This is a genomic window from Natronomonas aquatica, assembly GCF_024449025.1.
GTDB lineage: Archaea > Halobacteriota > Halobacteria > Halobacteriales > Haloarculaceae > Natronomonas > Natronomonas aquatica.
Genome location: NZ_JAHLKM010000007.1, coordinates 91,077 through 110,600 on the forward strand (window position 1 = coordinate 91,077; position 19,524 = coordinate 110,600).

Annotated in this window: 25 protein-coding genes and 1 tRNA gene; 18 read left to right on the forward strand and 8 right to left on the reverse strand. The window is 65.9% G+C overall.

Annotated elements, in window-relative coordinates:
* Positions 1-60: 60 nt before the first annotated feature.
* A complete protein-coding gene (locus KM295_RS07835) occupies positions 61-417 on the reverse strand; it encodes a hypothetical protein (protein WP_256029393.1) in 357 nt (118 codons plus the stop codon).
* A 266-nt stretch (positions 418-683) separates the two neighbouring features.
* On the opposite strand from KM295_RS07835, the gene KM295_RS07840 reads away from it, so the two are divergent.
* Positions 684-1,547, forward strand: a complete 864-nt coding sequence (locus KM295_RS07840; RefSeq protein ID WP_256029394.1) for an SDR family oxidoreductase — start codon at positions 684-686, stop codon at positions 1,545-1,547.
* Between the two features lie 193 nt (positions 1,548-1,740).
* Positions 1,741-2,241 (forward strand): helix-turn-helix transcriptional regulator, encoded by a 501-nt coding sequence (locus tag KM295_RS07845; RefSeq protein WP_256029395.1) that lies wholly within the window; start codon positions 1,741-1,743, stop codon positions 2,239-2,241.
* A 215-nt stretch (positions 2,242-2,456) separates the two neighbouring features.
* Here the strand turns inward: KM295_RS07845 and aroA are convergent, their stop codons facing one another.
* The gene (gene aroA / locus KM295_RS07850) at positions 2,457-3,770 is read right to left on the reverse strand and encodes a 3-phosphoshikimate 1-carboxyvinyltransferase (protein WP_256029396.1); all 1,314 of its coding nucleotides are present in this window, start codon (positions 3,768-3,770) and stop codon (positions 2,457-2,459) included.
* 96 nt (positions 3,771-3,866) lie between these two features.
* On the opposite strand from aroA, the gene KM295_RS07855 reads away from it, so the two are divergent.
* From KM295_RS07855 to KM295_RS07875, 5 genes are all read left to right on the forward strand, one after another.
* Positions 3,867-5,042, forward strand: coding sequence for a M24 family metallopeptidase (locus KM295_RS07855; RefSeq protein WP_256029397.1), 1,176 nt, complete (start codon positions 3,867-3,869; stop codon positions 5,040-5,042).
* Positions 5,043-5,429: 387 nt separating this feature from the next.
* A complete protein-coding gene (locus KM295_RS07860) occupies positions 5,430-6,161 on the forward strand; it encodes a prephenate dehydrogenase/arogenate dehydrogenase family protein (protein WP_256029398.1) in 732 nt (243 codons plus the stop codon).
* On the forward strand, positions 6,158-7,552 hold the full coding sequence (locus tag KM295_RS07865; RefSeq protein WP_256029399.1) for a small ribosomal subunit Rsm22 family protein: 1,395 nt from the start codon (positions 6,158-6,160) through the stop codon (positions 7,550-7,552). The genes KM295_RS07860 and KM295_RS07865 overlap by 4 nt, the downstream gene beginning before the upstream one ends.
* A 55-nt stretch (positions 7,553-7,607) precedes the next feature.
* Complete coding sequence (locus tag KM295_RS07870) at positions 7,608-7,730, forward strand: hypothetical protein (RefSeq protein WP_256029400.1); 123 nt, start codon at positions 7,608-7,610, stop codon at positions 7,728-7,730.
* Complete coding sequence (locus KM295_RS07875; RefSeq protein ID WP_256029401.1) at positions 7,730-7,966, forward strand: hypothetical protein; 237 nt, start codon at positions 7,730-7,732, stop codon at positions 7,964-7,966. The genes KM295_RS07870 and KM295_RS07875 overlap by 1 nt, the downstream gene beginning before the upstream one ends.
* 23 nt (positions 7,967-7,989) lie before the next feature.
* Here the strand turns inward: KM295_RS07875 and KM295_RS07880 are convergent, their stop codons facing one another.
* Positions 7,990-8,325, reverse strand: coding sequence for a DUF7577 domain-containing protein (locus KM295_RS07880; RefSeq protein ID WP_256029402.1), 336 nt, complete (start codon positions 8,323-8,325; stop codon positions 7,990-7,992).
* Positions 8,326-8,510: 185 nt separating this feature from the next.
* On the opposite strand from KM295_RS07880, the gene KM295_RS07885 reads away from it, so the two are divergent.
* Entirely contained in the window at positions 8,511-8,705 is a 195-nt protein-coding gene (locus KM295_RS07885) for a universal stress protein (protein WP_256029403.1), read from the forward strand.
* Positions 8,706-9,107: 402 nt separating this feature from the next.
* On the forward strand, positions 9,108-10,091 hold the full coding sequence (locus tag KM295_RS07890) for a D-2-hydroxyacid dehydrogenase (protein ID WP_256029404.1): 984 nt from the start codon (positions 9,108-9,110) through the stop codon (positions 10,089-10,091).
* A gap of 64 nt (positions 10,092-10,155) precedes the next feature.
* On the opposite strand, the gene KM295_RS07895 is transcribed toward KM295_RS07890, so the two are convergent.
* The 3 genes from KM295_RS07895 to KM295_RS07905 all read right to left on the reverse strand — a co-directional run bounded on the left by KM295_RS07895 (position 10,156) and on the right by KM295_RS07905 (position 11,318).
* Positions 10,156-10,240 (reverse strand) — tRNA-Ser (locus KM295_RS07895).
* A gap of 61 nt (positions 10,241-10,301) precedes the next feature.
* Positions 10,302-10,451 (reverse strand): hypothetical protein, encoded by a 150-nt coding sequence (locus tag KM295_RS07900; RefSeq protein ID WP_256029405.1) that lies wholly within the window; start codon positions 10,449-10,451, stop codon positions 10,302-10,304.
* Positions 10,452-10,580: 129 nt separating this feature from the next.
* Positions 10,581-11,318, reverse strand: a complete 738-nt coding sequence (locus KM295_RS07905) for a hypothetical protein (RefSeq protein WP_256029406.1) — start codon at positions 11,316-11,318, stop codon at positions 10,581-10,583.
* A gap of 119 nt (positions 11,319-11,437) precedes the next feature.
* On the opposite strand from KM295_RS07905, the gene KM295_RS07910 reads away from it, so the two are divergent.
* The 6 genes from KM295_RS07910 (at position 11,438) to nth (ending at position 15,853) form a co-directional block, all read left to right on the forward strand.
* Positions 11,438-11,656: a hypothetical protein gene (locus KM295_RS07910; protein WP_256029407.1), complete on the forward strand. Its 219-nt coding sequence runs from the start codon at positions 11,438-11,440 to the stop codon at positions 11,654-11,656.
* A 4-nt stretch (positions 11,657-11,660) separates the two neighbouring features.
* The gene (locus KM295_RS07915) at positions 11,661-12,377 is read left to right on the forward strand and encodes an Nmad3 family putative nucleotide modification protein (protein ID WP_256029408.1); all 717 of its coding nucleotides are present in this window, start codon (positions 11,661-11,663) and stop codon (positions 12,375-12,377) included.
* 57 nt (positions 12,378-12,434) lie between these two features.
* Entirely contained in the window at positions 12,435-13,427 is a 993-nt protein-coding gene (locus tag KM295_RS07920; protein WP_256029409.1) for an NAD-dependent epimerase/dehydratase family protein, read from the forward strand.
* Positions 13,428-13,500: 73 nt separating this feature from the next.
* Complete coding sequence (locus KM295_RS07925) at positions 13,501-14,559, forward strand: NAD(P)-dependent glycerol-1-phosphate dehydrogenase (protein WP_256029410.1); 1,059 nt, start codon at positions 13,501-13,503, stop codon at positions 14,557-14,559.
* Between the two features lie 98 nt (positions 14,560-14,657).
* Positions 14,658-15,122 carry an NUDIX hydrolase gene (locus tag KM295_RS07930; RefSeq protein WP_256029411.1) on the forward strand — a complete coding sequence of 155 codons (465 nt, stop codon included), beginning with the start codon at positions 14,658-14,660 and terminating at the stop codon, positions 15,120-15,122.
* A gap of 47 nt (positions 15,123-15,169) precedes the next feature.
* On the forward strand, positions 15,170-15,853 hold the full coding sequence (gene nth, locus KM295_RS07935; protein ID WP_256029412.1) for an endonuclease III: 684 nt from the start codon (positions 15,170-15,172) through the stop codon (positions 15,851-15,853).
* A 16-nt stretch (positions 15,854-15,869) separates the two neighbouring features.
* On the opposite strand, the gene KM295_RS07940 is transcribed toward nth, so the two are convergent.
* Positions 15,870-16,925 carry a sensor histidine kinase gene (locus KM295_RS07940; RefSeq protein WP_256029413.1) on the reverse strand — a complete coding sequence of 352 codons (1,056 nt, stop codon included), beginning with the start codon at positions 16,923-16,925 and terminating at the stop codon, positions 15,870-15,872.
* 137 nt (positions 16,926-17,062) lie between these two features.
* Here KM295_RS07940 and dacZ point away from each other — a divergent pair, with 137 nt between their 5' ends.
* Genes dacZ through KM295_RS07955 form a run of 3 tightly spaced genes read left to right on the forward strand, consistent with a single transcriptional unit; the run spans position 17,063 to position 18,961 of the window.
* Complete coding sequence (gene dacZ / locus KM295_RS07945; protein ID WP_256029414.1) at positions 17,063-17,872, forward strand: diadenylate cyclase DacZ; 810 nt, start codon at positions 17,063-17,065, stop codon at positions 17,870-17,872.
* The gene (locus KM295_RS07950) at positions 17,872-18,672 is read left to right on the forward strand and encodes a mechanosensitive ion channel domain-containing protein (RefSeq protein ID WP_256029415.1); all 801 of its coding nucleotides are present in this window, start codon (positions 17,872-17,874) and stop codon (positions 18,670-18,672) included. Before dacZ ends, KM295_RS07950 begins: the two co-directional genes overlap by 1 nt.
* 28 nt (positions 18,673-18,700) lie before the next feature.
* Complete coding sequence (locus KM295_RS07955) at positions 18,701-18,961, forward strand: hypothetical protein (RefSeq protein WP_256029416.1); 261 nt, start codon at positions 18,701-18,703, stop codon at positions 18,959-18,961.
* 2 nt (positions 18,962-18,963) lie between these two features.
* On the opposite strand, the gene KM295_RS07960 is transcribed toward KM295_RS07955, so the two are convergent.
* Entirely contained in the window at positions 18,964-19,503 is a 540-nt protein-coding gene (locus tag KM295_RS07960; protein ID WP_256029417.1) for an acyltransferase, read from the reverse strand.
* Positions 19,504-19,524 lie beyond the last annotated feature (21 nt).

Consider the following 19,524-nt stretch of genomic DNA (forward strand, 5'->3'; position numbering starts at 1 on the left):
GGTATAGGAGTCCGCCCGCTCCGGTCTCGACCCGTCGTGTCTCGACACGTGGTCGATGCTCTAGAACGTGATGACCTCGTAACCGTCGTCGACTAGCGAGCGGATACTCGGGTGTCCATCGTGGTCGTCCAGAACCCTCACGCCGGCGTCGGCGACCGCGTCCTCGACTCCGAACGCCCCCGAACAGTAGTCACAGACGGACGTGTCCTCCCGGACCGTCCGATAGAGTTCGTGATGGTCGCTGTCCTCGTCTTCGAGTTCGGGGACCCACTGTGTTCCGGCCCCGTCGAAGATCAACTCGATCTCGTCGCCGTCGGTTTCGGCGAACTCCCTTGCGGTCTCGAGTCCGTTCACGAGCCGGCCGAGGTTTTCGTGCCCGTCGGTTCCTGCGAGGATAACAACTGCTGCTTTCGCCATTACGTCGCTCCGTAGGATAGCCGGGGTCATACCGCGTTTGCTGACGTGTAGTAAGGGTGCGCTCACGGCGAAGGTTTATATACAAACTCTACCCGGTCACCGGGTCCGCCACTGCCGTCAAACCGGATAAAAACGTACCGCGCCCGCGCAGTCGTATATCGAACCGATCGAGGGGAGTGTGCGTTCCCCAGGTGTCTTCGGTTGTCTCTGAGGTACACATCGGGTACACTCTTTTATTCTTTCGCCGGCACACTCCGTTCAGTACGATGTCTTCCGAATCCTTCGATCTCGCTGAACCGGAGCTGACAGCCGAGGACCTGCTCGTGCTCGACGATCCCCACTTCGAACCGGACAGCGTCGCCGTCGTCACCGGGGCCGCATCAGGGATCGGACAGGCGACCGCCATCGCGCTGGCAGCCAACGGCCTCACCGTCGTCGGGGCCGATATCGACGAGGAGGGCCTCGAGAAGACGGTCGACCTCGCGGGGGCCGTCGACGCTTCCGGCGACGTTCGGCCGGTTCCGACCGACCTCACCGACGATGGGGACGTCGAGGCGATGATCGAGGCCGCCGCCGAGGCGGGCGAGCTCCGCTATGTCGCGAACATCGCAGGCATGCAGCACATCGCCTCGCTCCCCGAATTCCCGACCGAAAAGTACGACCTTCTCCTGGACGTCATGCTGCGGGCGCCGTTTCTCGTCGCCAAGTTCGCGATGCCCCACATCCGTGCGACCGACGACGGGGTCGGCGCTATCGGCAACATGTCTTCGGTTCACGGCCACTACGCGACCCAGGACAAGCCGGCCTACATCACGGCGAAACACGGACTCGCGGGACTCACCCGGTCGATCGCCGCCGAGGGGGAGGGAACGCTGCGGGGCTTTTCGGTCAGCGTCGGCTACGTCCTGACGCCGCTGATGGTGAATCAGATCGAAGACACCGCCGCCGAACGCGGGATCTCCGAACGCGAGGTCGTCGAGGACGTGATGCTGGGCCAGGCCCGAACCAAGGAGATGATGACGCCCGCCGAGGTCGCGAACCTCTTCGTGTTCGGCTTCTCCAGGCACGGCAAACACCTCAACGGTGGCGATCTGCTGTGGGACGGCGGATACACCACGACTTATGAGTGACGATACAACCGACGGAGACGATCCGAACGTAGGTATCTGATCGTCCCGTATCGGGTTGTCTCTGTTCAAAGACTGTCTCGTGGTCAGTTCATACTATATAAATTTACTGGCCGATATTCACGTTCTGAACAGCCGATTCGCGTTCTGAAACCGCTGAACCTTTATTATACTCTACGGGGTCCTTGGGGGAGATATGAAGCAAATGAAGTCTCCGACCGAGATCGGCACCGAAACGAGCAGTGAGTCGATTTCCATCGAGCGGCTCCGCGAGGAACTGGAGGGGACGGGACGGTCCGACGCGTCCGGAACGGTCGTCTCCGAAACCGTGGCAGAGGTCGAGGCCTCGCTTTTCGGCGAGGAGGCGTTCTCCTACGACGAGGCCCACATCAAGTCATCGCTGGACGAACTCCTGGTCGCGCTGGTCGCGCTTCGGGATTCCGACACCCACGGCAAGCAACTGCTGGACGATCTCGGCGAGGAGTTCGACACCATGCTCAGCCCCGGTACGGTCTACCCGCGCCTACACGAACTCTGTGACGAGGGGGTCTTGGACCAGCGCGAACTGGTCAAGACGAAAGAGTACATCCTCGACGACGCCGACGACGCCCGCTCGGAGATCGCGGCCGCGGCCCGCCAGCACCTCGCGCTCGGGATGGTGTTCCGGGCCGCCCTCGAAGAGGGCGACTTCGAGTAACTCGATCGGGCTATTCTGTCGGCTATGATTTCGTGCAGCTATCGCGCGAGCCACGAATATCTCGAGATCGCGATTGCCGTCTCCGTCTCCGTCTCCGTCTCTGAATCGACGGCGATACCCTCGTCTCCCGACGCTACGATCGAAACCGACCGCCGTAATCCGGGCTTTCGCGTCCCTGCCAGATGGGTTTCCCGAGCGGTAGTGACTCAGGTCGATTAGCGCCTTTCGAGTTCGACACCGAGATCTGAGAACACCTCGAAAAACGACGGAAACGACACGTCGACGTCCTCGGCGCCCTCGATCGTCGTCTCGCCCTCCGCGAGGAGGGCGGCGACGGAAAGCGCCATGATGATCCGGTGGTCGTCGTGGCCCGCGACGGTCGCCCCTTCGAGGTCGCCGCCGTGGACACGGAGTTCGTCTTCTTGCTCCTCGATGTCGACGCCCATCTTTCGGAGTTCCGACGCCATCGCCGCGACGCGATCGGTCTCTTTCAGCCGGACGTGTGCGCAATCGGTGATCCGGGTCCTCCCCTCGGCTGCGGCGCCGAGTACCGCGATCGTCGGCAGTAGATCCGGCGTGTCCGCGACACCGACCTCGATACCCGAAAGCGGTGCCCGTCCGACCGCGATCCGTCCTGCCTCCCGATCCCACTCGATGTTGGCCCCCATCGATTCGAGGATCGACACGATCGCGGCGTCGCCCTGTGCGCTCGGTCGGGCCCCCGCGACGACGAGTTCCCTGTCGGCGGCGAGCGCCCCGGCTGCCAGGAGATACGACATCGAGGAGAAATCGCCGGGTACGCGGTACTCCTCGTCCGCCGGGTCGTACTGCTGGGCGCCGTCGACGGCGAACCCCTCGGCACCGGCCGACCGAACCGCCGTGTCGTCGCCGCCGACCACCGACGCCTCCACGCCGAACGCCTCCAGCACCTCGAGAGTGATATCGACGTACGGCGCGGACTTGAGTTCGGTCGTGAGTTCGATCTCGATCCCCCTGTCGGTGACGGCGCCGGCCATCAGGAGACCCGTGATGTACTGCGAGGAGACATCGCCCCTGATGGCCGTCGTTCCACCCTCGGTGCCGCCGCCGACGACGAGCGGCGCCTGTCCGTTCCCCCGTGTCGATTCGGCCCGAACGCCAAGCCCTTCGAGGGCGTCCAGGAGCGGACCCTGCGGTCGCGACCGGAGCGACGAATCGCCGGTGAGAACGGCGAGTCCCTCGACTAGCCCCGCCGTCGCGGTCGTCAGCCGCATCGTCGTTCCGCTGTTGGCACAGTCGATGACGTCGGCTGGCGTCCCCGGATCGCCGTCAAATCCCGTCACCTCGAGGTCGTCGCCGACCCGTTCCGTCCTGCCGCCGTAGGACTCCACCGCCCGTGCGGTCGCCGCGGTGTCGGCACTGAAAAGCGGGTTCCGAACAGTCGCGCCGTCGGCGTAACCGGCCGCGAGGATCGCGCGGTGGGTATAGCTCTTCGAGGGGGGCGCCCGTGCGGTACCGCCGACGCGGGACGGTGAAATCCGAACGTCCATACCGGCCGCTCGCGGGCCGTCGGCAAATGCCTGCCGGCTCGAAGCCCGACGGTCGCAGGCGGTAAGGGCTATGTGTCCCCCGTCCTGTATGCCGGTATGGATCTCTCCGAACTCGATTCGTTCCTCGATCGGACCGACCTCGACGGCTACCTGATCGAGGCCGACGGCGAGGATCCCTCCCAGCGGTACCTCTCGGGCTTTACCGCCCCCGACCCGTTCGTGACGCTGTACACCGGCGAGACACGGCTTTTGACCTCGGCGTTGGAGTACGGCCGCGCGAAACGGACCGCCCGCGCCGACGGCGTCGAGCGCCACGCCGAGTTCGATCACAAGGCGTTCGTCGCCGAGTACGGCCCGACCGAAGGCAAACACCGGACGATCGCGGCGTTTCTCGACGCCCACGATGTCGAACGCGTCGCCGTCCCGGAGGACTTCCCGATCGGGACCGCCGACGGCCTCCGGGAACTCGGCGTGGCGGTACAGACCGATACTGACGCCATCGTCGAATCGATCCGGGCGACGAAGACTGACCGCGAGATCGACCACATCCGGGCGGCCCAGAGCGCAAACGAGGCCGCGATGGCCCGCGCCGAGGAACTGCTCGGGGCCGCGTCGGTCGACGGCGGGCGGCTCGTCTACGAGGGCGAACCGCTGACCTCCGAACGGCTCAAGGAGGCCATCGAGATCGACCTGTTGCGGAACGGCTACGCGCTCGACGAGACGATCGTCGCCTGCGGCGCCGACGCGGCCGATCCCCACGACCGGGGGTCCGGACCGCTCGAAGCCGGCGAGCCGATCATCGTCGATATCTTTCCCAGATCGAAGGAGACTGGCTATTACGGCGATCTCACCCGGACGTTCTGTGTCGGCGAGCCCTCCGAGACGGTCCAGTCGTGGTACGATCTCACCCTCGAAGCCCAGCGGGCCGCCCTCGAGGTGATCGAAGCGGGCGTTTCCGGGAGCGAGGTCCACGACGCCGTCTGTGACATCTACGAGGATGCCGGACTCCCGACGCTACGCGCAGACGGGGACGCCGAGACCGGGTTCATCCACACGACCGGCCACGGGATCGGCCTCGATATCCACGAGTACCCCCGCCTCTCCGAACAGGAGATCGAACTCGAAGCCGGCAACGTCGTGACGGTCGAGCCGGGGCTGTACGATCCGACCGTCGGCGGCGTCCGTATCGAGGATCTGGTCGTCGTCACCGAGGACGGCCACGAGAACCTCACGAGCTACGAAAAGGAGCTACCCGTCGACCCGGATCGGTGATCGGAGGTCCGGTTCGGTCGCCTCCTCGATGTCGGACCGGAGGACTTCGGGCTCGCCGGCGAGGAGATCGGGTAAGGCGGCCTCGAATTCCCGGAAACGGTCGGTTTAGGTGTGGGATTCGAAGGCCTCGGCGTCTTCATACTGTTCGAAACATCGAATCGTGTTCCCCTCCAGGACATCTGTCGCCGCCCGGTACCAACCATCCCGTCCTCTCCGTTCGACTTCTCGACGAGTGTCCGACGAGATCGAGCGCCTCCCCCGCGGCTCTCCGGATCGATCCGAAAGGCTGCGCGTAGTGCGATCATCGTACGGTGGACCCAGCGTCTTCGAATAAAAAGTGCTGTCAAGAGACGAACCTCTTTTGAACGCCGCGGGGCAACCGGAGGTATGCAACTGCTGGTCGTCGGGGCGGGAGAGATGGGCCGGTGGTTCGCCCGCGAGAGCGGCGCCGGTACGGTTGCCTTCGCCGACCGCGACCCGGAGACCGCGCGGGAGGCGGCCGCGGCGATCGCGGGGTCTCGGGCCGTGCCGCTGGATACCGACGAGACCTTTGACGTCGTCTGTCACGCCGTGCCTATGTCCTCGACCCCGGCGGCGATCGAGGCGCACGCCGGAAAGGCGACCGGGGCGGTCGTCGACGTCGCCGGAGAGATGCGTGACTCGGTTGCGGCGCTGGAGAGCCACGCCGAGAGTCGAGCGTGTGCGAGCTTTCACCCGCTGTTTTCGGCGTCGAACGCGCCGGGAAACGTGCCGAGCGTGGTCGTCCGCGACGGTCCGGCGATCGGCCGACTCCGTTCGGCCCTCGAGGCGGCCGGCAACGAGGTGTTCGAGACGACAGTCGAGGAGCACGACCGGGCGATGGAGACTGTCCAGGCGAAGGCCCACACTGCCGTCCTTGCCTACGCGCTCGCTGCCGAGGAGATCGATCCGCGGTTCCAGACGGCGTTTTCCGAGCCGCTCTCGGAGCTGGTAGAGAGACTCACCGGCGACACGCCGGAGGTGTACGCGGAGATCCAGGCGCGCTTCGACGGCAGCACCCCAGTCGCCGACGCCGCCGCCGAGATCGCCGCCGCTGACGCCGAGACCTTCGTCGAACTCTACGAGGAGGCGGGGGAATGACCGACACCGAAGGGATCATCGACACCGCCCGGTATCTCCGGGGCGTCCGGCCGATCGACCCCGAAGAGATCTACGAGTACGTCGAGGGCCGGCCCCACCCGGCGGTGGTCAGACGGACGCTCAGGGAGAACGCATTCGAGATCGGGCTCCGCGAGCGCGAGGACGGCACGTTCGTCCCCGTCGAGGAGGGGTCGATCACGCCGGCGTTCGACGGCATCGGGCGGTTCCCGGAGTCCTACGCCCGGCGCTTGGAGGAACTGCTCGTCGACCGCTACGGCCCGGATTGGGCCGAGAGCGAGGCTGGCGACCGGCTCCGAGCGCGGATCGACGAACTGAAGACCGCTTATTTCGCCGACGAGCCCATCACCTACGACGAGGAGACGGCTCTCGCGTACGCGCTGTATCACCTCCCGGACTACTACGCGGCGATCCAGTACGCCCTCGACGAACTCGGGAGCCAGGGGCTCTTCTCCCGGCGGCTTCGGATCCTCGAGATCGGTGCCGGGGTCGGCGGGCCGGCGCTCGGAACCTGTGAGTACTTTCCTCAGGGGACTCTCGTCGAATACGACGCCGTCGAGCCGAGCGCGGCCGCCGACGTCCTCGAGTGGATGCTCGGACCGACCCGAAACGGGTTCGACGCGACGGTCAGCCGCGAAACGGCCGAGTCCTTCATCCCCGAGAACGAGTACGACCTCGTCGTCTTCGCGAACGTCCTCTCGGAGCTCGATTCGCCGGTCGACGTCGCCGCGCGGTACCTGAAGGCCCTGGAACCGGACGGGACGTTGCTCGCGCTGTCGCCGGCCGAAGAGCGGACCGCGACCCGGCTCCGGGAGATCGAACGGGCCGTGCTCGACCGTCGCCCGGACGTGACCGTCTACGCGCCGACGATCCGTCTGTGGCCCGGCGAATCGCCGGGGGATCGCGGCTGGACGTTCACCCGGAAACCCGACACCGAGCCGCCGGCGTTCCAAGAGCGGTTCGACGCCGCCGGGGCCGACGACGGAACCTATCTCAACACGACCGTCCAGTTCGCGTACCTGCTTTTGCGGACGGACGGCCGGCGGGCGATCGAGTACGAACCGGACCCCGATCGGGTCGCGAAGATGGCCGAGACGGAGCGTCACGTCACCGAACGGATCGACCTCGACGCGCTGAAACTGTCGCCGGATCTGGCCGAGGACGGCAACCCGCTTTTCAAGATCAGCGACGGCTCCGAGCGGACGGACCACTACGCCGTCCTGACGCGACGGTCGGCGCTGAACGAGGACCTCGAGGCGGCACCCTACGGTGCGTTGCTCCGCTTCGAGAACGTCCTGGTCCTCTGGAACGACGACGAGGAAGCCTACAACCTCGTCGTCGACGACGGAACGGTCGTCGACCGACTCGCCTGAAACCGACGGCGGGGCTATCAGCAGCGGTAAGACCCCCCGGCTCGAACCGGAAGGCATGGACGCCGAGTCGACCGTTCGGTCCTACTACGGGACGTTCCGGACCGATCTCTCCGAACAGACGGCGACGCCGTGGCGGCCCCTCGGCATGCAGGCCTCCGTTCCGGAGGCGGGCGGCTAGTGGTCGACCCCATCCCCGATGAAGATCGTGCCCGGACGCTCCGGTGGGTGAAAGTCGGGGCTGTCCTGCTCGTGGGACTCTCGGCTGGACTCATCGCGGTTCAGGGCGGGGCTTCACCGGATATGATCGCCGTCTCGGTCGCGGCCGGCCTGCTCGTCGGGGGCACGCTCGTCCGGTATCTCGCTCCGGACGCCGACGCGATTGCGCCGGCGACGGAACGACGGTACCGGGAGTGACGTGACACGGTGACCGGTGGGACTCACCCGCTGGATCCGTCGGCTGCACCGTTTACCGACATGGAACCCCCCGAGAGATCGGCGACACACTGACGGCAGAACTGAAACGACGGATCGTTCGGGACGCCACAGACCGGACACGGTATTGTCGATCGGTCTCCGCCCTGTTCGGTATCGCCCCCCGGCCCCATCGTAGTCGTCTCGTCGGATGCCTTCGATCCCATCCGCTCGACCGCGTCGGCCGTCGACTCCGTCTTCTTCGGCTCGGCAGACAGGACCCGGTAGAGATACACCGCGAACACCGCGTGAACCCCCACGAGCAAGGCGGCGATGGCGCCAGCGGTGACGAGTTCTTCCATGCCCAATATTAGTCTATGATTCGATAATATTTAAATGTCCGCCGGTGCCCCGATGCAGGTTCCGTCCGGCTGCCGTTTTGACCGTCGATGGCTGCGTTCTCCCGGGCAGCGAGTGGCGCCGACCACGAGCGATATTTGAACATCAACGGGTCCTTGCTTCCCCCTTTCGGAGGTTAGAGACCGGTATGGAATACTTCGTCGCGACGGACGGATCGGCGGTCAGCGAACTCGCGATCGAACACGCCGCAAGCGATCCGAGCGTCCGGGGTACTCCCCTCGAGATCGTCCACGTGCTGACGCCGAATGCAGAGTTGGTCGTCGGGCTCAAACGTCTCGGCGGAGAGAAAGCAATACAACGCGGAAAGCGGACACTGAACTGAGCCACGAGATCGCACGCGAGATCGCCCGGGTGTACGATGCCGACATCGAGATCGAACCGCAGCTCCTGTCCGGCTACCCGCCCGAGGCGATCACGGACCACGTCGAATCGACGAAGGTGACCCGGATCTACGCGGGCAACCGCGGCCGCTCGGGGGATCGTGAACCCGCCGTCGGGAGTGTCGCGAAGCCGCCATCGAGAGGGCGACAGTCCCGCTGTCGGTCGTCAGATAACGCCGATACGGGATTCAGAGCCTCATGCTTTAGGTTGCGTTCGCGAGCGCCTCCCGACGGGGCGAGCCCAAAAACCGATCCGGGGTCTCTTTCGGAACCCCCGCGGTCCGGTGGCTCCGTGAAAGCGTATAAACAGTTATCAGTTCTCTGTCTGTAGCCACGATCTACCCATGTCCGAGTCTGCGTCTATCGACGTCTTGGTCCGTCAGAAAGGGGCACACGGTCTCTCGACGGACACGTATGCGAACGCGCTCCGCGATCGACTGCCGAACTACTCGGTCCGGAAGGCGTCGACGCCCGCCGAGGAACGGGAGCTGATCCGAACGGCCGACGTCGTTACCGGCGTATCGATCCCGCAAGAACTGATCGCGGAGGCATCGCGATTGCGGCTCTTTGCCTGCACGTGGGCTGGAACCGGCCACGTCCCGATGGAGGAACTACAGCAGGCCGGTGTCGCCGTCACCAACGCCTCGGGGGTCCACGCCCCGAACATCGCGGAGACGGTCCTCGGCCACATACTGGTGTTTGCCCGGCGCATCCACGAAGGTTGGAAACGAAAACAGCGCCGGGAGTGGCGTCACTTCCAGATGGACGAACTCAAAGGGAGCACTGTGACGGTCGTCGGTCAGGGGCCGATCGGCCAGGCGATCGTCACCCGGCTGGCGGGGTTCGAGGTGGAGACGGTCGGCGTCCGCTACACCCCCGAGAAGGGCGGCCCGGCGGACCGGGTCATCGGCTTCGATCCGGAGGACTTTCACGCCGCGCTCGCCGAGACGGACTATCTCGTCCTCGCGAGCCCGCTGACCGAGACGACACGCGGACTCGTCGACGGGACGGCGCTCGAGATCCTCGGACCCGACGCGTTTCTCATCAACATCGCTCGGGGCGGACTGATCGAAACGGAGGCGCTCGTCGACGCGATCAGATCACAGTTCCTCCGGGGCGCCGCGCTCGACGTCACGGACCCGGAGCCGTTGCCGACCGATCATCCGCTCTGGACGTTCGAGAACGTCTTCATCACGCCGCATAACGCCGGCCACTCACCCGAACACTGGCCCCGGCTCGCCGATATCGTGGCCGAAAACGTCCGCCGCCTCGAGGAGACGGACGACCTCGAGTCCCTCGAAAATCTCGTTTCGGCACCGGGGACGTAGGGTGGTCTCACGGATGAGGAGGGTCTTCGCGGGATCCGGTCCGGACGTTCGAAACGGACGGTGACGGTGGGACTGGGATTCGAACCCAGGAACCCCTCACGGGGACCGGTTTTCAAGACCGGCGCAATGGGCCGCTCTGCCATCCCACCACAGTCGTACGTAGTTTCGGCCGCGTATAAGACCTGTCGGTTAGGTGCTGGACGGCATGTGCTACTCAGTTCGGCCCTCAAACGTACTCACGTTCGAGATCGTCGCCGCGTAGGTCCGCTCGCAGTCCTCGCATCGGACGGTCGTACTGATCTCACTCCCCGGCACCGTTCGCTCGGACAGTGTCGATCCACACTCGTAGCCGAACCACATCAGTCCCGTGTGGATCGGTCACGTGGGAGATTAAATACAGTTCTCAGAGCTGAGTACAGTTCCTAACATGTACGCCGTGGCCGGTGACTCCCCAGAATCCGAAATCGATCCACCCGTTCGATTCTTCCGTTACCGGTCGATCGACAGTCCGCCGTCGCCGGCCGAGACGACGAGATCGCTCCCGTCGATCCACGCCGCGAGGTGCGGCGGCACGATCGCGTCGGCTCGCCGCCGCGTCCGGACCGCGAGGACGACCTCGGCCAGATCGGCGGCGGTCTCCAGATACGGTTTGGTCTCGAGGAAATCGACACCGAGCCCCGCATCGACCGCCCGGTCGGTCAGCGTCCCGATCGCCGGCGGCGCATAACAGTTCGTGAAGTCGATCGGCTCGCCGAAGGCTGCGTAGCCGACCCGGCCGCCGGGGGCCGACCCGAGGACGACCGGGGCGCTTCGGAGCTTCATCGCCGCGCTGTCGATGTCGGTGCGGGCGAGCAGGGCCGCCTCCGGGCGGGCGATGCCGACCGAGCCGACTCCCTCGGTCTCCAGCAGGTGGGTCGCCGTGTTGCCGACGCGACCGGCGAACGTCTCGCCGACCTGGGGTTCGAAACGGATCGACTCGGGATCGAGGACGTCCGATAGCAGCTCCCGGAGTTCGGCCTCCGCGTCAGCGTCGATCCCGAGGGCGTCGGCCGGCCGGTAGTTCACGAGCGTCTCGCCGCCGCTCCGGTCGGCAGCGAGTACCGTATCTTTCAGGAGGGCCGTATAGAGGTCGGCCGCTTCGCTCGCCGAGAGCGGCGTCGTCTCGGCGAGCGTCGACAGGGCGGTTACCGGCCGGGGCGGATCGGCGAGGACGACGACGGTGGTCATGCGCCGACGTTGGCTCCCGTCGTTTATTGGCCCTCCGGAAGCGACCGGCGTCGCCGACACCCCCGTCGGCCCGTCCCACGATGCGGTGTGTTTTATATGCTTCCGCACGACATCCGGGTATGGACTGGCCTAAACTCCTCTCGGTTGCGATCGTGCTCCTCGTCATCGTCTGGAGCGCCGGGGCGACCGTCGAGTTGATCGCGACGACGCTCTCGATCGGACCGAACGTGGTCCCCGCCGCCGTGGCCGTGGCGTTCCTCGCTTTCGCGCTGGTCGTGGCGATCGGCGTCGGCGCGCGGAGCAGGCGGTGGCTCGAGAACCCGCGGTCGTACTGGTAGGAGGATGCGCAGCGTCGCCGTCAACGTCGGTGCGAACACGAACGAGCCGGGGTTCCGGGGACCGATCTACGCCGACGGCTCCTTCGAATACATCCCGATTCCCGAATCCGAGCCGACCCGCGAGGAAGCTTCCATGCCGACCTACGCCGACCTCGATCTCGAGACCGACGTCGGATCGGTCGCCGACACGCCGGTCCATCTCGACCCGACCTTCGCGGGCGTCCACGGCTGTACGTCCTATACCTACGGCGATCCACACGGCGTCAAAGCCCGGCCGCTTTCCGACCTCGATGCGGGCGATCACGTCTTCTTCTATGCGACGCTATCGACGGTCGGGGGAGATCCCGCCGAGTGGATCGCTCCCGAATGGGGTGCCTACGTCATCGGGCAGTTCCGGCTTGCCTCCGATCCAGTCGACGCGACGGAGGGGCTCTCCGCGCGGGAGCGGTCGCGCTTTGCGGGCAACGCCCACCTCAAGCGCGATCCCTTCGACGCGCGGGTGCTTCTGGAGGGAGCCCGTTCGGGGTCGGCGCTGTACGACGTCGCAGTTCCGCTCTCGTCACCGACCGCCGGCACCGAAGCCAACCGGCTCGTCACCGATCTGTCGAGCGACTCCGGAAAGGGACCGTGGTGGCGCCGGCCGATGCGGTTCGATCGGGAAGGGACCGAAACGCTGTTGGGGATACGGGAGGGCAGCGAGATGACGCGGGCCTTCGGGTAGCCTTGGATCGGCCCGTTGCTCCACATCCTTTTTCGCCGTCCCCCTCCGAAGGCGGGTATGTCCGAACACGCACTCGTCATCGGCGGCACCCGGTTTATCGGCCGCCACACCGTCCGGGAGTTTCTCGAGGCCGGCTACGCGGTGACGGTTTTCAACCGGGGAGACCACGAGAACCCCTTCGCCGACGAGGACCGGGTCGATCACGTCGAAGGCGACCGGGAAACCGAGGCCGACCTCCGGCGGGCGGGGCTGGATCTCTCGCCGGACGTCGTCGTCGACTGTATCGCCTATCGGCCACGGGACGTCCACGCGGCGACGGACATTTTTGCGGACGCCGACGCGTACGTCTACATCTCTTCGGGTGACGCCTACGGCGCCGAACGGGTCCCGAAACGGGAGGGCGAGACATCCCTGAAGGACTGTCCGGTCGAGGCCGCGACCGACGATTCCCCAGAGACCTACGGACAACGGAAGGCAGAGGGCGATCGGGCAGTTTTCGCGGCCGCCGACCGGGGTGTCAACGCGATGTCGATCCGGCCGCCGGTCGTCTACGGCCCCCACGATTACACCGGACGGTTCGACTACTGGATCGACCGGATCGAAACCCACGATCGGATCGTCGTCCCCGGCGACGGGACGAATCTCCGGCATCTGGTCTACGTCGCGGACGTCGCGAGCGCGATCCGGACGGTCGCCGAGGAGGGGGCCGCCGGCGAGGCGTACAACGTCGGTGACGGCCACGTTCCCGTCCTCGGCGAGTGGGTCGAGTTGATCGCCGACGCCTGTGGGGTCGACGTCGAGCCGACCTTCGCGAGCGAACGCGAACTCGGGACGGTCGGGCGCTCGCTCGATGATTTCCCGCTCTATCGCGATTATCCGCACCTGCTGGAGACGAGCAGGCTCCGATCGCTCGGATGGGAGCCGACATCCCACGAAGAGGCGCTCGCGGCGACCGTCGAGGAACACCGCGAGTCCGAACGGACCGGCCGGGACGGCCCCGACAGAGAGACCGAGGAACGACTCCTAGACGTCCTCGGGACGGTCGAGTGACCTAGTGCAGTTCCTCCGGTCTGATCTGACGTCGACCCTCATCTTCTAAATGTTTCGCCGGAGTAGAGAGCCCATGTTCGAGAAATCGACGTGGATCCGCCTCCCGCGGAACGTCGTCGTCGGCCACGGCGTCCTCGATTCGGTCGTCGAGGCGATCGAGGAACTCTATCTGGACGGGCAGCCGCTCGTCGTCACGAGCCCGACCCCTGCGGATCTCGCAGCCGACCGGCTCCGGGCCGCCTTCGAGTCGATCGGTATCGAGCCCGCGGTCACGATCGTCGAACGGGCGAGTTTCGGCGCCGTCGAGGAGGTCATGGCGGCCGCCGAAGAGATCGACGCCGGCTACCTCATCGGCCTCGGGGGCGGCAAGCCGATCGATATCGCAAAGATGGCCGCCGACGAACGCGGCTGTGGTTTCGTGTCGGTCCCGACGGCGGCGAGCCACGACGGTATCGTCTCCGGGCGTGGATCGGTTCCCGACGGCGACAGCCGCCACTCGGTGGCGGCCCACCCGCCGCTCGCGGTGATCGCCGACACCGAACTCATCGCGAACGCGCCGTGGCGGCTGACGACCGCGGGCTGTGCCGATATCATCTCGAACTACACCGCCGTCAAGGACTGGCAGCTCGCCCACCGGCTGAAGAACGTCGAGTACAGCGAGTACGCGGGCGCGCTTTCGCGGATGACCGCCGAAATGCTCGTCGATCGGTCCGACTCGATCAAACGCGGCCTCGAGGAGTCGGCGTGGGTCGTCGTCAAGGCGTTGGTCTCTTCGGGTGTGGCGATGTCGATCGCGGGCTCTTCCCGGCCTGCCTCCGGCGCCGAACACCTCATCTCCCACCAGCTCGATCGGATCGCCACCGACGCGGCGCTCCATGGCCACCAGGTCGGCGTCGCCTCGATCGTCACCGAGTACCTCCACAGCGGCGAGGGTGGCGACTGGAAGCGGGTCCGGGACGCTCTGGCCGGCATCGACGCGCCGACGACCGCCGGGGGACTCGGGATCGGCGACGAGCAGTTCATCGAGGCGATGACGACCGCCCACGAGATCCGCGACCGGTATACCATCCTCGGCGACGGGATCGAGGAGCCGGCCGCTATCGAGGCCGCAACAGTGACCGGCGTCCTCTGACCCGTCCGTCCATCCGTTCCGTTTAATCGGTCGTTACCGCGGCCGGCGATGGCGGACGATCCCGTGGGTTTATCCATCCGTTGTCCCTTCGGCCTGGCATGAGCTGTTCGCTCTCCGAGGGGGTGTCCCGGTATCTCGATGTCCTCTATGAGGAGTACGACCGGTTCGACTTTCGACAGACCACCGTCGGCGTCACCCCCGAGGAGTTCGCGGCTCTGGAGGACCGTCGGCACGGGGTGGCGGTCCGGGCCCGAATCGAAAGTGAAGCGGGCGTGTTGGCGTTGCCCGACGGCGACGACTGGACGCTCCCTGGCGGCGTTCTCGATACCGATCCCGTTCCGGAAACCGTCGCCGGCCTCCTCGAACGACGGACCGGGGTTCGGTGTACGATAGACGGCCTCGATCGGGTCTCGACCGTCTGTCTTCGGGGGCGGCGCGACGACGAGGTCTGGACGCTGTCTACGCTTTTCGCCGCGACGGCCACCGGCGGCGATCCGAGCGGCGGCGCCGTCTGGCGTGACCCACCGATCGCGCCCCCGACCCTGGCGTTTTCGCTCGCCTGAATGGCGCGAACCCGAAGCGCCAAGGGTCGGCCGCCCGCTCTCTGAGTATGGGCACGCCGCGTCCCTCCAGAGAGTCACAGGTCGTCGTCGTCCTCGATCGGCTTTACGAACAGTATCCCGAGCCCGAAATATCGCTTCGGTTCTCGAACCGCCTCGAGTTGCTCATCGCGGTCGTCCTTTCGGCCCAGTGTACCGACGAGCGCGTAAACAACGTCACGGAGGAGTTATTCGAGACGTACGAGGGCCCCCGCGAGTACGCCGAGGCCGACGAGGCGGAACTCGCCGGAGCGATCGACTCGATCACCTACTACAACAGCAAGGCCGGCTACATCAAGTCGGCCTGTCGGGACATCTTCGAGAAACACGACGGCGAGGTCCCCGACACGATGTCGGAGCTGACCGAGCTGGCCGGGGTCGGCAGGAAGACCGCCAACGTCGTCCTCCAGCACGGCCACGAGGTGATCGAAGGGATCGCCGTCGATACCCACGTCCAGCGGCTCTCGCGCCGGCTTGGGCTGACCGACGCGGATTCGCCGGCGCGGATCGAGTCGGATCTCATGGACATCGTCCCCGAAGAGGACTGGAAGGAGTTCACGCATCTGCTGATAAGCCACGGCCGCGACACCTGTACGGCGAGAAATCCCGACTGTGCCGAGTGTGTCCTCGAGGACGTCTGTCCGTCCTCGAAGCTCGATAGCGACGTCGATCTGGCCGACGGGAGCGAGTGGTAGGACCGCACCCAAGCGGTTACGCCCGGTCGAATTCGAGACTGACTATCGTCCCGTCTTCGCCCGTCTCCAGACTGAACCCGCCGCCGTAGGCGTCCATCGCCCACCGGACGAACCACAGACCGAGCCCCTGGGCGTGGGTCATCTGGTCAATATCGGCCTCGCGGGTGATGACTGATCGGTCCGGTTCGGGGATTCCGGGACCGTTGTCGGTCACGGTCAGCCGGACGCCGCCGTTCGTCCGACCGGCGGTCACCCCGATTTCGGGCGAGCCTTCGGTGTATACGACGGCGTTCTCGAGTAACTCCTCGATGACGTTCCCGAGTTCCGGCCCGGCGCTGACCGTGAGACCCCCGGGAACGTCGACCGTGATCGTCGCCTCGGGATGGGCCTGCCGGTACTCCGAGACGACCCGTGCGGCGGCCTCACCGAGATCTACCTCGGAGTTCGATCGGCTACCCCGCCGAATGATCTGTTGGGTCCGCTCGAGCGTATCGTGCATCTCGGTCAGCTGTTCGGCGACCTCACCGACATCGGCCGAGATCGTCTCGCGCTCGTCGGGGGCATCTGCCGACGTGAGCATGCTTTTCGCCCCGAGCAGGTACTGGGCTTCGTGTCTGAGGTTGTGCCGCACCAGCCGGTTGAGGACAGCCAGCTTCTCCCGCTGTTGGGCCAGTTCCTCGGCACGGATTCGCTGGACGTCGCGGACGCCGATGATGACGTGGGCGAAGGTGCTGACGGACAGAAGCGTCGCGCCGGCGAAAAGCGGGATCCCGACGCCGGTGAGGTCGATCAAGACGACGATCAACCCCAGGAGGACCGTTCCGAGCACCGCCCAGCCGGCGATCCGGGGGACGTGTGTCGCGGTCGTCTCGTCTCTGAGCAACAGATATCCGCCGAGGACCAGCACGGTCGAAAGCAGCGTCCCGACCGCCGCGAGGACGGTCCCCGGAGTGGATCCACTTCCCGAGGCGAGCCACAGAGCGTTCGGAACGAACAACAGAACACCGATCAGACTGACGAGTCCCGCCGAGGCGACCCCGGGTACCGTCGACGTATGCGGGAGGTAACGCATCGGGTCGGATCATGGTCCCCGCCTGGTATAAATTCGCCTCCCGTTCGGGAGGCCGCATCGGGTTGTCGGTCTCCGCCCGCCGATCACCCGTCAGTCGCCCCACAACGCTTTTTTCCGTCGGAGCAGAACGGTAAACGATGAGTCAACTCGGTGACCTGCTAGATGACGTCGTGTCGGAGGTCGACGGTGCGTTCCTGTTCTCCCCGAGCGGGTCGCTCTATGGGCGGTTTCAGGAAGCCGACGAACCGGTCGTCGTCGTCGGGACGGAAAACGACGTCGACGCCGAGGCGTTCGTCGAACTCCCCCTCGAGTTCGAGGACGTCCGTGAGCGGATCCGGTTCGGGATCGAGGGAGGACTCGAAAACGAATTCATCGAGGAGGGAGATCAGGTCGCCTGCGCGTTGCGGCTGTTCGCCGACGACATCGACACGGTCACACGGGTCCGTGCGGGCGATTTCGACCGGTCGGGGGTGTACGGACTTTTCGTCGACAGCCGTGCCGAGCCGGAGGTCATCCGGAACGTCCTCGAGGTCGCTATCGAACTCGGGAAGAAGGGCCAGAAGGGCAAACGCGTCGGCGCGCTGTTCGTCGTCGGCGACGCCGGCAAGGTAATGAACAAATCCCGTCCGCTCAGCTACAACCCCTTCGAGAAGAGCCACGTCCACGTCGGCGATCCGATCGTCGACGTGATGCTCAAGGAGTTCTCCCGGCTCGACGGCGCCTTCGTCATCTCCGACTCGGGGAAGATCGTCTCCGCCTACCGCTATCTCGAACCGGCCGCCGAGGGCGTCGATATCCCGAAGGGACTCGGCGCGCGCCACATGGCCGCGGGAGCGATCACCAAAGACACCAACGCTGTCGCGGTCGTCCTCTCCGAATCCGACGGGCTCGTGCGGGCCTTTTCGGGCGGTGAGATCATCCTGGAGCTCGATCCGGAGGAGTACTGATGTATCCGTGTCAGTTCGGCGTCCGGGGTTGGTTCCAGAGCCTTTCGACTCCGGAACAGAACCTTCTGATCGCCGTCGCGGTTCTCTTGGCCGGGCTTTTGCTCGGTTCGCTCGCGGCGTTTTTCGTCCGCCGGATCCTCTTTGCCTCGGGCGTCGACGAGGCCGTCGAGGGAACGCCGTTCGAACGGACCGCCAGACAGCTCGGCAGTTCGACGGTCCAGCTGCTCGCACAGCTGTCGGGGCTCTTCGTGTTCGTCGTCGCGGCGCTGTACGCCGCCCGGACGATCGGTCTCGTCCCCGAGGAGGCGCTCGTCGAGGCGGTCGGCCGGTTCCTCCCGCAGCTGTTCGTCGCCATCTTCATCGTGTTGATCGGCCTCGTCGTCGCCGACAAGGCCGAACTCGTCGTCGACGAGCGGCTCAAGAGCATCAAGCTCCCCGAGGTGACGATCGTCTCGACGCTTCTCAAGGTCTCGATCCTCTATGTCGCCGCCCTCGTCGCGCTGTCACAGCTCGGCGTCGCGACCGGGGCGCTTTTGATTCTGCTCGCCGCCTACGCCTTCGGCGTCTTCTTTCTGGGCGGGCTGGCGTTCAAGGATCTCCTTTCGTCGGCCGCTGCCGGGATCTATCTCCTGTTGAGCGAGCCGTACGCGATCGGCGACGAGATCGAGATCGACGGTCACCGCGGCATCGTCCAGGAGATGGGCGTCTTCGTGACGCATATCGAACGCGACGGCGAGGAGTACATCCTCCCCAACCGGAAGGTGTTCCGGGAGGGCGCGATCCGGATCCGGGGCGAATAGTTAGGGGGCCCCAGGACCAACCGTCGCCGTGCTGAACCTAAACCTCGAGTCGTTTTCGATGGAGCTGAAAGACGGCAGTATCAAGAACGTCGGCCCGACGAACAAGGCGGCGAGCTCGAAGCTCTTCGACGTCGAATCGGTCGAGGCCCGTGCCTTTGGCGGGAGCCGGATCAAGGTCGTCGCCTCGGACAGCTCGGGCAACGAGGTCCAGATCGCGCTCGATCCCCGACAGGCCGAGACGGTACTGGAGGACATCGAATCGCTCCAGGAAGGCCCGGTCTTCGAGTAGGGTTATCGATCGTCGCGATCGTCGCGATCGACCGGTCGGGCGGGTACTCCGGCCCACGTTTCGTCTTCGGGGACGTCCTCGGCGATCAGCGAGTTCGCGGCGATCTGGGCATCGCTCCCGATCTCGACGCCTGGCAGGACGACGGCGCCGGCGCCGATCATCGCCCGCTCGCCGACCCGGATCTCGCCCGTTCGGTATTCCCCCTGGAGGAACTCGTGGCACAGAAGCGTCGCGTCGTAGCCGATGATCGCGTCGTCGTCGACGGTGACGAGTTCCGGCCAGAACACGTCCGGCGTCGACTCCAGCCCCCATGAGACGCCCGATCCGACCGTCACGCCGATCCGCCTGAGAAGCCAGTTCTTCAGTCGGAGACTCGGGGCGTGCCGCGCGAGGACGATACAGACGTAGTTGAAGACGACCCGGAGCGGGTGTTTGGCGTCGGGCCACGACCAAAGCGAGTTGTGCGGGCCGGGCGTCGGATGGCGGGTCAATCGCTCGTGGCGCCGTCCGACGTCCCCGCTGTCTCCGTCCCCGTTGGTCACGTGCGCCCCCTCGCGGCGAGC